This window comes from Uruburuella suis (assembly GCF_004341385.1).
Taxonomy (GTDB): domain Bacteria; phylum Pseudomonadota; class Gammaproteobacteria; order Burkholderiales; family Neisseriaceae; genus Neisseria; species Neisseria suis.
Window position 1 is genome coordinate 1 of record NZ_SLXE01000036.1, and the last position, 9,902, is coordinate 9,902.

Genomic DNA, 9,902 nt, shown 5'->3' on the forward strand with positions numbered 1-9,902 from the left:
AAGGGCATTTTTTGTATTCAAAACCTTTGAATCCTTGAAATCCTTATAGCGTAAGACTTTCAGCAATTTTTAGCACCTTTTTTGTCCCTTATGCCCAAATCAATCATCGTTGCTCTGCAGATAAAATAAAGGCCGTCTGAAACTTTTTTCAGACGGCCTTTATTGTAAATCCACGCCGCTCAGGCGGCGATTTCTTCCAAACGCAGGCAAGCCACCAGCCGGCCTTTCCATTCGCGCAAGGCCGGCTCTTCTTGTGCGCAACGTGTTGTGGCGTGCGGGCAGCGTTGGTGCAGGGCGCAGCCGCTGGGCGGGTTGAGCGGGCTGGGCAATTCGCCCTTGAGCTGCAAATCGGTTTTGTGGCCGTTCACGCTGGGGGCGGCGGCCAAAAGTGCTTGGGTGTAGGGGTGTTGCGGGGCGGTGAAAATCGCTTCTTTAGGGCCGTGCTCCACCGCGCGGCCGAGATACATCACCATCACATCATCGGCCACATGGCGCACCACGGAAAGATTGTGCGAAATAAACACATAAGCGGTGTGATATTGATCCTGCAAATCCATAAACAGATTCAACACCTGCGCCTGAATCGACACATCCAGCGCAGAGGTGGGCTCGTCGGCCACCACGATTTTCGGGTTGAGCATCATGGCGCGGGCCAGCGCGATGCGTTGGCGTTGGCCGCCTGAAAACATATGCGGATAGCGGCCGGCATGCTCGGGGCGCAGGCCGACCTGTCGCATCATGGCGTGCACTTTTTCCTGCTTTTCGGCTTTAGTAAGGCGGGTGTGGATGGTGAGCGGCTCGGTGAGCTGATAGGCAATGGTTTGGCGCGGGTTGAGGCTGCCGTAGGGGTTTTGAAACACCATCTGGATTTCTGAGCGCAAGCTTTTCAATGCCCGTTTGCCGAGCTTGGCGGTGGCGGCTTGGTTGATAAACAATTCACCTTCCGAGGGCGCTTCAATCAGCGTGAGCTGGCGCGCCAGCGTGGATTTGCCACAGCCCGATTCGCCCACCACAGCCAGCGTTTTGCCGGCGGCCAGTTCAAACGACACGCCGTTGAGCGCTTTGACCACGGCACGGCCTTTGCCGATGCCGAGCGACACGGGATAATGGCGGTGCAGATTATCAGCTTTCAATACAATGCTTTGGCTCATGCTGGGGCTCCGGAAATCGGGTGGGCGCTCAGGGCGGAATGAATGCAGCGCACATGGCCGTGGGCGCTCGGCTGCCACGGCGGCGGGGCATCACAGGCGGCCTCTTTATAGGGGCAGCGCGGTGCGAGCAGGCAGCCGGCGGGGCGGTCGTATTGGCCGGGCACCACGCCGGGCAGGCTGTGCAGGCGGCTTTGGCCGAGTGCCAATTCGGGAATGGCTTGCAGCAAGGCTTCGGTGTAGGGATGCGCGGGGGTTTGGAAAATGGCGGGCACGGTGCTGGTTTCCACCACTTGGCCGGCATACATCACCGCCACATCGCGCGCGTTTTCGGCCACCAGCCCCAAATCGTGGGTGATCAGCACCATGGCCATTTCTTTTTCGCGCTGCAGGCGGTGCAGCAAATCCATAATCTGCGCCTGCACGGTTACATCCAGGGCGGTGGTCGGCTCGTCTGCAATCAAAAGCTTGGGTTCGCAGGCGAGCGCCATGGCAATCATCACGCGCTGGCTCATGCCGCCTGAAAGCTGGTGCGGATACACATTGAGCCGGTTTTTGGCATCGGGAATTTCCACCAAATCCAGCAAGGCCAAAATGCGCTGCTTCGCCGCCGCGCCGCGCAGGCCGAGATGGGTTTTCAACACTTCGCCGATCTGCATTTGCACGGTAAAGCTGGGGTTGAGGCTGGTCATGGCATCTTGGAAAATCATCGAAATGTCTTTGCCGATGATTTTGCGTTTATCGCGCGCAGACAAGGTTTGCAGATTTTGCCCGTCAAACACGAGCTTATCGGCGCTGATGGCGGCCGAGTCGGGCAAAAGCCCCATCAAAGCCATCATGCTCACCGATTTGCCCGAGCCCGATTCGCCCACCACCGCCAGCACTTCGCCGGCATTTACCTTCAACGACACCCCATCCACCGCCCGAAAAGCGCGCGCGCCCGAACCGAATGTGACCGACAGATTTTCAATGCTTAATAAGGTTTGCTTTTCCATATCACGACACCTGTTTCAATTTGGGGTCGAGGGCATCGCGCAGGCCGTCGCCAGTGAGGTTGATGGAAAGTGCGGCCAAAAACACCGACAAGCCCGGCCAAATCGCCAGCCACACATTGCTCTGGATATATTGGCGCGCCGTGCCGAGCATGGCGCCCCATTCGGCATCGGGCGGCTGCACGCCGAAGCCGAGAAAGCCGATGGCACCGGCTTCGAGAATGGCGGTGGAAAAAATCATGGTGGCCTGCACAATCAGCGGCGCCATGCAGTTGGGCAGAATGGTCACAAACAAAAGCCGCAGCGTGCCCGCGCCCATCACTTTTGAGGCGGTGAAATAATCGCGTTGCAATTCCACCATGGCGGTGGCGCGGGTGAGGCGGATAAACGGCGGCATACACACCAAGGCAATGGTGATGATGGTGTTGGTCATCGAGGGGCCGAGAATGGCGGCGATGATGATAGCGAGCAACAGGCTGGGATACGACATCAAAATATCGTTAACCAGCATCACGCCTTTGCCCCACACTTTGGGCCAAAAAGCGGCGGAAAGGCCGAGACTCACGCCGATCAACATCGAAAGCCCGGTGGCGCATAAGCCGATAAAAAGCGAATAGCGCGCGCCGTAGATCACGCGCGAGAGCGTGTCGCGCCCGGCATCGTCGGTGCCCAGCGGAAAAGCGGCCTCTCCGCCGAGAAAAGCGGGCGGCAGCTGCTCTTTGCCGGTGAAAAGCTGATAAGGGTCGTGCGGCGCCAGCAGGGGCGCGAGCAGGGCGGAGATCACCATAATGATGAGCACGACCAGGCCGAGCACAGCGCCTTTGTTGCGGAAAAAAGTGGCGGCAAAAAGCTGCCATTGGCTAGGCGGCACGGGCGCGGTTTGCACGGCGGTTTGGGTGGTCATATTGTGTTCCTGATGTTTTATTTCGGATGCGCTCTTTCAGACGGCCTTACGAAGCATGGCGGATACGCGGATTAATCACGCCGTATAAAATATCCACCAACAGGCTCACCAGCATCAGCGCGGTGGCCACCAGCAAAATGCCGTTTTGCACAATCGGATAATCGCGGGTGAAAAAGCCGTCGAGCAGCCAGCTGCCCACGCCGGGCCAGCTGAAAATGGTTTCGGTGAGAATCGCACCGGCTAAAAGCGTGGCCGCCTGCAAGCCCACCACGGTCACCACTGTAATCAGCGCATTGCGCATCACATGCACCATAATCACGCGGCGCGGCGAGAGGCCTTTGGCGCGCGCGGTGCGCACATAATCTTCGCCCAACACTTCCAAAATGGCCGAGCGCGTCATGCGCGCAATCATGGCCAGCGGAATGGTGGAAAGGGCAATCGAGGGCAGGATAAAGTGTTTCACCACATCCCAAAAAGCGCCGCTCTGGCCGGAAAAGAGTGAGCCGAGCAGCCACGAGCCGTAGAGCGGCTGCACATCGAGATATTGCGCCACTGAAATCACGCCCGACACCGGCAGCCAGCCCAAGTAATGGGCGAAAATGCCGGTGAGAATCGGCCCCAAAAGATAAATCGGCATCGAATAGCCGGCCAGCGCGCCCGACATCAGCGTGTAATCGAGCCAGGAGCCGCGCCGCAACGCGGCAATCACGCCCATGGTAATGCCCAAAATGCTGGCAATCAGAATGGCGCAAAAAGCCAGCTCCACGGTGGGCACGAAATGCTGGAAAAAATCTTGCAACACCGGCGTGCGCGTGCGGAACGATTCGCCGAAATTGCCTTGCAGAATATTGGTGAGGTAATGCCAGTATTGCACCGGCAAAGGCAGATCCAGCCCCAGCCGCTGCAAAGCTTGGGCGTGCATGGCCGGATCAACGGCTTTTTCGCCCATCATGATTTCCACCGCATCGCCCGGCACCAGCCGGATCAGGGTGAAAGTGGAGAGCGTGAGACCCAGATAAACCGGTATCAGAATCAAAACGCGGCGCAACACATAAAACAGCATGATAAACACTCTTGGTTTGGGCAACGATCAATGCTTGGGTGCAAGCGTGATGCCTGTAAAACAACACCGCTCCGGCAGATGCCGGAGCGGCATTCAGACGGCCTTTATTCTACTTTCACGCCATCAAAGCGCACGGAGCCGAACGGGCTGATTTTGTAGTCTTTCACGTTCGGGGTGGTAAAGTGGGTTACCACCGAGTGCGCCATGGTGGTCCACGGCAGTTGCTCTTTAAAGATTACTTGCGCGTCTTTATAGGCGGCGATGCGTTTTTCTTGATCGGTGGTTTGGCGTGCGCCTTCCACCAGTTTGTCAAAGTCTTTATTACACCAGCGCGAGTAGTTGTTGCTTTTCACCGCTTTGCAGCTTAACAGCGTGCCCAGCCAGTTGTCGGGGTCGCCGTTGTCGCCGGTCCAGCCCACCATAATCGCGTCCGGCTCGCCTTTTCGCGCACGCTTGAGGTATTCGCCCCATTCGTAAGTGACCAGCTTGGTTTTCACGCCGATTTTGGCCCAATCGGCCTGAATCATTTCGGCCATCAGCTTGGCGTTGGGGTTGTAGGGGCGCTGCACCGGCATATACCACAAGTTGATTTCGTAGTTTTCGGCACCGGCTTCTTTCAGCAATTCTTTGGCTTTCTCGATGTCGTAAGGCGCGTCTTTGAGGGCGTCGTTATAGCCCCATTGCAAGGGCGGCATCGGATTAGTGGCCTTGATGCCCGCGCTTTGGTAAACGGCGTTGATGATGGCGTCTTTATTGATGGCCATATCCAAAGCTTGGCGTACTTTTAAGTCGCCCAGTTTGCCGCGCTCTACGTTGTAGCCCACATAGCCCACGTTAAAGCCGGGCTGGTCGATTACAGTTACTTTGCCCGATTTTTTCGCCGCTTCGATTTCGGCCGGCTTCGGATAAGCGGCTACGTTACACTCGCCTGCCTGTACTTTTTGCGCACGCACGGCTGAGTCTTTGGTAATCGCAAACACCAAGTTGTCGATATGGATGTCGTCTTTATCCCAGTAATCCGGGTTTTTGGCGTAGCGGATTTGGGTGTCTTTTTGGTAAGACTTAAACACGAAGGGGCCGGTGCCCACCGGTTTGGTGTTGTAGTCGGCCGCTTTGTTTTCTTTCACCAGCTTATCGGCGTATTCAGCCGAGCCGATGTAGGCAAAGGGCATGGCGATGTTTAGCAGGAAGGGCGCTTCCACTTCTTTGAGCACCACTTTTACGGTGTGGTCGTCTACTTTTTCTACCGATTCAACCAAATCGGGCAAGCCCATGTTCACTGAGTAGGGGAATTCGGCCGGGTAGGCTTTGTTGAAGTCGAAGTCTTTGTCGGTGATGCGTTTGAAGGTAAACACCACGTCGTCGGCGTTAAAGTCGCGCGTGGGGGTGAAATAATCGGTGGCACCGAATTTCACGCCTTGGCGCAGGTGGAAGGTGTAGGTTTTGCCGTCGGGTGAAATATCCCAGCTTTCGGCCAGCGCGGGTTGGATTTCGGTTTCACCGCGTTTGAATTCAACCAAGCCGTTGTAGAGCGGATAAGAGCTGGCATCGAAATCGGTGTGGGCGGTGTATTGCGCGGGGTCGAAGCCGGCAGGGCTGCCTTCAGAGCAATAAATGAGCGCTTTGCCCCCCTCCTTGGCATTTTGTTGCGAAGTGCCGGCATCGGCGCTGTCGGTTTTGCTGCCGCCGCCGCATGCGGCCAAGCCCAAAGTCAATGCAGCCAGGGCGGTCAGTTTGAAAAACGGTTGTTGCATGACGACTTCCTTTTCTTGATGGTGAGCAAAATCGGGCGCTGGGTTTGCGCGTATTGCATCGGCGGGCCAACATTGCTGCGTGTTGAAATGGGCGCAGCGCTGAAGGCTGCGTTGTTACATAATATACACTTCAATAAAAATGTAAAGCAAGGTGTGGCTGCGTAAATTGTGGTGTTTTGTTAATACTTGTTTTTTATAAAACAATAACTTGAATTCGATTTGATTGGAGAAATGTTTTCAATTTAATGAAATATCGCTTGCGTGGTGAAATGTAGTTATCCAACAAAATAAGCGATGTAAGTAGGTGATAAAACATTGAGGCCGTCTGAAACGTTTCAGACGGCCTCAATGTTTTAAGCGTAAATGCTTATTTTTTCAGCGAATCACGGATTTCGCGCAGCAGCACCACTTCTTCACTCGGCTCGGCCGGTGCTTCTTCCACCGGGGTTTCGCGTTTGAGCTTGCTGATGGCTTTGATCACGGCAAAAATAGCGGCGGCAATAATCAGGAAGCTGATGATGGTGTTGATAAACACGCCCACGTTGAGGGTAACGGCACCGGCGGCTTTGGCAGCGGCCAAAGAAGCATAGCCGGCTTCAGGCGCGGGCACGCCGTCTTTCAGGGTGATGAAGAGGTTGGAGAAATCCACACCGCCCAACAGCAAGCCGATGGGGGGCATGATCACATCGTCTACCAGCGATTTCACGATGCCGCTGAATGCAGTACCGATAACCATACCGACGGCCAAATCAATCACGTTGCCGCGCATGATGAAATCTTTAAATTCCTGTTTCAAAGACATGATGTTTCCTTTTTGAAAAATGGGTTATAAAAAATTGATTTGAATCAAATAAATGCAATTTGGGCAGATTTTACCCACTTTTTGGTAAGCAAAAGTATGCAATGGTTAAATTGTGTAGGTTTGACGCATGAGGAAACGATTTGTTCCGCTCAGGCGTAAAAAAGGCCGTCTGAAAAAAGGCAAGATGTAAAAATGCTACACTTTTCTTTTCAGACGGCCTGTTTGATAGATGTTACTGTCAATATAAATATAGTGGAATAAGTGCAAAATTGATACAGACCGGCGAAAAATGTACGGTTCGACCACGCACACAGAAGCCGGTTTAAACGCGTGCGTGGCTGCGCCACACACCCTGCACACGATTTGAGATTTCTTATTTTTGCATCCGTTTTTCTTTGATTTCACCATCTAAAAACACAGCGCCATATCGCAATGGGCTGTGTTTCGGTCTGCACCAATCTTGGGCGCGCTTATTCTTCTTCTTCGGGGTCGTTCAGCGCATTGATGCTGTAGCCGCCGTCGACATAAGTGATTTCGCCGGTGATGCCCGAGGCGAGATCAGAGAGCAAGAAGGCGGCGGTGTTGCCCACTTCTTCGATGGTCACGTTGCGGCCGAGCGGGTTATGCGAAGCCACATGGCTCAGGAGCTTGCTGAAGTCGGCAATGCCCGAAGCGGCCAGGGTTTTGATGGGGCCTGCGGAAATGCCGTTGCAGCGGATGCCTTCTTTGCCCAGACAGGCGGCGGTGAAGCGCACACCGGCCTCAAGGCTGGCTTTGGCCATGCCCATTACATTGTAATTCGGGATGGCGCGAATGGCGCCCAGATAGGTGAGCGCCACAATGGCACCGTTGCGGCCCTGCATCAGCGGGCGCGCGGCTTTGGCCAGCGCGGGCAGGCTGTAGGCCGACACTTCGTGCGCCACGCGGAAGGCTTCGCGGCTGATGCTGTCGAGAAAGTCGCCACCCAACGCTTCGCGCGGGGCAAAGCCGATGGAGTGCACGAGGCCGTCGAGGCCGTCCCAGTGTTTGCCCAAATCGGCAAAAGCCTGCTCGATTTCTTCGTCGCTCTGCACATCGCAGCGGAACACCAAATCGGAGCCCAGCTCTTTGGCCATTTTGCGCACGCGCTCTTCGAGTTTGTCGACAACATAAGTAAAGGCAAGCTCGGCGCCTTGCTCGTGGCATGCTTTGGCGATGCCGTAAGCGATAGAGCGCTCGGAAATCATGCCGGTAATGAGGATTTTTTTACCTTGCAAAAAGCCCATTTTTTATCCTTAGCAGTGGTTTTGCTGTTGTATTAAGCGGCGCATTATAGCAAATAATCGCTGTTTTGGCAGGGAAAACAATGTTTTCAGACGGCCTGTGGGTTTGTGGGTAAAATAAGGCCGCAATGAAAGGTGAGTGATGATAAAGCAATTGTTTTTTACGGCGCTGTGCAGCCTGCCGGCGTTGGCGCTGGCGGCACACGGCATCAGCCTGGGGCAGCCGCCGCGCTATGCGGCAGGATTTGCCCATTTCCAGTATGCAAACCCGGCCGCGCCCAAGGGCGGCAGTTTTTCGCTGCCGGTGGCCGGCGGCTTCGACACGCTCAACCCGTTTACGCTCAAGGGCGATCACGAAGCGGGCGTGGCCACGCTCACGCTCGACACGCTGATGGCCAAGAGCGATGACGAGCCGTTTGCCATGTATGGCTTGCTGGCTGAAGATGTGCAGCTGGCTTCAGACGGCCTTTCGGTTACGTTCAAGCTCAACCCGAAAGCGCGTTTTCACAATGGCGATGCGGTGTTGGCCAAAGATGTGGCCGCTTCGTTCAACACGCTCACGCGCGATGCGGCCGCCGCGCCGATGTATAAATTCTACTGGGCCGATGTGGCGCGGGTGGACACGCCCGACGCGCGCACGGTGGTGTTCCGCTTCAAGCAGCGCAATGCCGAATTGCACATGACGCTGGGCGAATTGCCGGTGTTTTCCCACAAAAGCTATCCCAAAGGGCTTGCCGCCGCGCCCAATGCGCTGCCCATCGGCTCGGGGCCTTACCGTTTTGTGCGCGCGGACACCAATCGTCAGAGCGAATACCGCCGCGATGCGGCCTATTGGGCGCAAAATCTGCCCACTCGCAAAGGCATGTACAACTTCGACACCGTGCGCTTCAAATATTACCGCGACGACAGTGTGCGCATCGAAGGCATCAAAGGCGGCCAATACGATTTCGTGCAGGAAAACATCGCCCGCAACTGGGCGCGCGCCTATCCCGAGAGCGTGTTGCAAAAGCGCAATCTGCAAAAACACGAGTGGCAGCACAGCAACACCGCCGGCCTGCAAGGCTTTGTGATGAACACGCGCAGAAAGCCGCTCGACGATATCCGCGTGCGCCGCGCGCTGGTGTTGAGCTTTGATTACGAAAGCATCAACAACCGCCTGTTTTACGGCCTTTATAAACGCAGCTACAGCCTGTTTACCAACGGCAGCATGGCCGCCGAGGGCAAGCCGCAGGGCGCAGAGCTCGCTTTGCTCAACAGCGTGCGCAACAAGCTGCCGGCTGCTGTGTTTGACGAGCCCGTGCCGCTGCCGCCGCAAACCAACCCCGCGCTCGGCGTGCGCCCCAACTTGGTGCAGGCGCGCGCGCTCTTGCAATCGGCCGGCTACCGCTACCGGGGCGGCGTGTTGGTAGATAAACAAGGCCGGCCGCTGGTGCTCGAATTTTTGTCGCCGAGCAAAACCTATGAGCGCGTCACCGCCAAATGGCAGCGCGATTTGGCCAAAATCGGCATCACCCTGAATGTGCGTGTGGCCGATGCAGCGGTGTATCAAAAGCGGCGCAACGATTTCGATTACGACCTCACCATTGTGGTGTATGCCAACAGTGAAAGCCCCGGCAACGAGCAATTCAACTATTTCGGCTGCCAAGCCGCGAAAACCCCGGGCAGCAACAACTGGGCCGGCGTGTGCGACCCGGCGGTGGAAACCCTGCTCAAGCGCTTTGAAAACTTCAACAACCGCGCCGAGCTCACCGCCGCCGCCCGCGCACTCGACCGCGTGATCCGCCATCAATATGTCGTGGTGCCCAATTGGTATGCCGACAAATACCGCGTGATTTACCGCAACACCATCGCGTTGCCCGCGCAGATGCCGCAATATTACAGCGCCACCGATTGGGTGCTGAAAGCGGGCTGGGTGAAGCGCTGAGCGTTGGTGGCGAAAAGGCCGTCTGAAAACATGCTTGCATGTTTTCAGACGGC

Annotated in this window: 8 protein-coding genes; 1 reads left to right on the forward strand and 7 read right to left on the reverse strand. The window is 56.0% G+C overall.

What is annotated here, in order from left to right; translation table 11 throughout:
- Nucleotides 1-179: 179 nt before the first annotated feature.
- The 7 genes from EV680_RS10555 to fabI all read right to left on the reverse strand — a co-directional run bounded on the left by EV680_RS10555 (nt 180) and on the right by fabI (nt 7,928).
- Nucleotides 180-1,151, reverse strand: coding sequence for a peptide ABC transporter ATP-binding protein (locus tag EV680_RS10555; RefSeq protein WP_132954706.1), 972 nt, complete (start codon nt 1,149-1,151; stop codon nt 180-182).
- Nucleotides 1,148-2,143, reverse strand: coding sequence for an ABC transporter ATP-binding protein (locus EV680_RS10560; RefSeq protein ID WP_132954707.1), 996 nt, complete (start codon nt 2,141-2,143; stop codon nt 1,148-1,150). The genes EV680_RS10555 and EV680_RS10560 overlap by 4 nt, the downstream gene beginning before the upstream one ends.
- 1 nt (nt 2,144) lies before the next feature.
- A complete protein-coding gene (locus tag EV680_RS10565) occupies nt 2,145-3,044 on the reverse strand; it encodes an ABC transporter permease (protein WP_132954708.1) in 900 nt (299 codons plus the stop codon).
- Nucleotides 3,045-3,090: 46 nt separating this feature from the next.
- A complete protein-coding gene (locus EV680_RS10570) occupies nt 3,091-4,107 on the reverse strand; it encodes an ABC transporter permease (RefSeq protein ID WP_132954719.1) in 1,017 nt (338 codons plus the stop codon).
- 104 nt (nt 4,108-4,211) lie between these two features.
- A complete protein-coding gene (locus EV680_RS10575; protein WP_132954709.1) occupies nt 4,212-5,861 on the reverse strand; it encodes an ABC transporter substrate-binding protein in 1,650 nt (549 codons plus the stop codon).
- 367 nt (nt 5,862-6,228) lie between these two features.
- Nucleotides 6,229-6,663 carry a large conductance mechanosensitive channel protein MscL gene (gene mscL / locus EV680_RS10580; protein WP_132954710.1) on the reverse strand — a complete coding sequence of 145 codons (435 nt, stop codon included), beginning with the start codon at nt 6,661-6,663 and terminating at the stop codon, nt 6,229-6,231.
- 470 nt (nt 6,664-7,133) lie between these two features.
- Entirely contained in the window at nt 7,134-7,928 is a 795-nt protein-coding gene (gene fabI / locus EV680_RS10585; protein WP_132954711.1) for an enoyl-ACP reductase FabI, read from the reverse strand.
- A gap of 139 nt (nt 7,929-8,067) precedes the next feature.
- On the opposite strand from fabI, the gene EV680_RS10590 reads away from it, so the two are divergent.
- On the forward strand, nt 8,068-9,849 hold the full coding sequence (locus tag EV680_RS10590; protein ID WP_132954712.1) for an extracellular solute-binding protein: 1,782 nt from the start codon (nt 8,068-8,070) through the stop codon (nt 9,847-9,849).
- Nucleotides 9,850-9,902: the final 53 nt, after the last annotated feature.

Coding starts and splice junctions, on each gene's coding strand:
- EV680_RS10555 (WP_132954706.1), bottom strand. CDS start 1,151: ATGAGCCAAAGCATTGTATTGAAAGCTGATAATCTGCACCGCCATTAT.
- EV680_RS10560 (WP_132954707.1), bottom strand. CDS start 2,143: ATGGAAAAGCAAACCTTATTAAGCATTGAAAATCTGTCGGTCACATTC.
- EV680_RS10565 (WP_132954708.1), bottom strand. CDS start 3,044: ATGACCACCCAAACCGCCGTGCAAACCGCGCCCGTGCCGCCTAGCCAA.
- EV680_RS10570 (WP_132954719.1), bottom strand. CDS start 4,107: ATGCTGTTTTATGTGTTGCGCCGCGTTTTGATTCTGATACCGGTTTAT.
- EV680_RS10575 (WP_132954709.1), bottom strand. CDS start 5,861: ATGCAACAACCGTTTTTCAAACTGACCGCCCTGGCTGCATTGACTTTG.
- mscL (WP_132954710.1), bottom strand. CDS start 6,663: ATGTCTTTGAAACAGGAATTTAAAGATTTCATCATGCGCGGCAACGTG.
- fabI (WP_132954711.1), bottom strand. CDS start 7,928: ATGGGCTTTTTGCAAGGTAAAAAAATCCTCATTACCGGCATGATTTCC.
- EV680_RS10590 (WP_132954712.1), top strand. CDS start 8,068: ATGATAAAGCAATTGTTTTTTACGGCGCTGTGCAGCCTGCCGGCGTTG.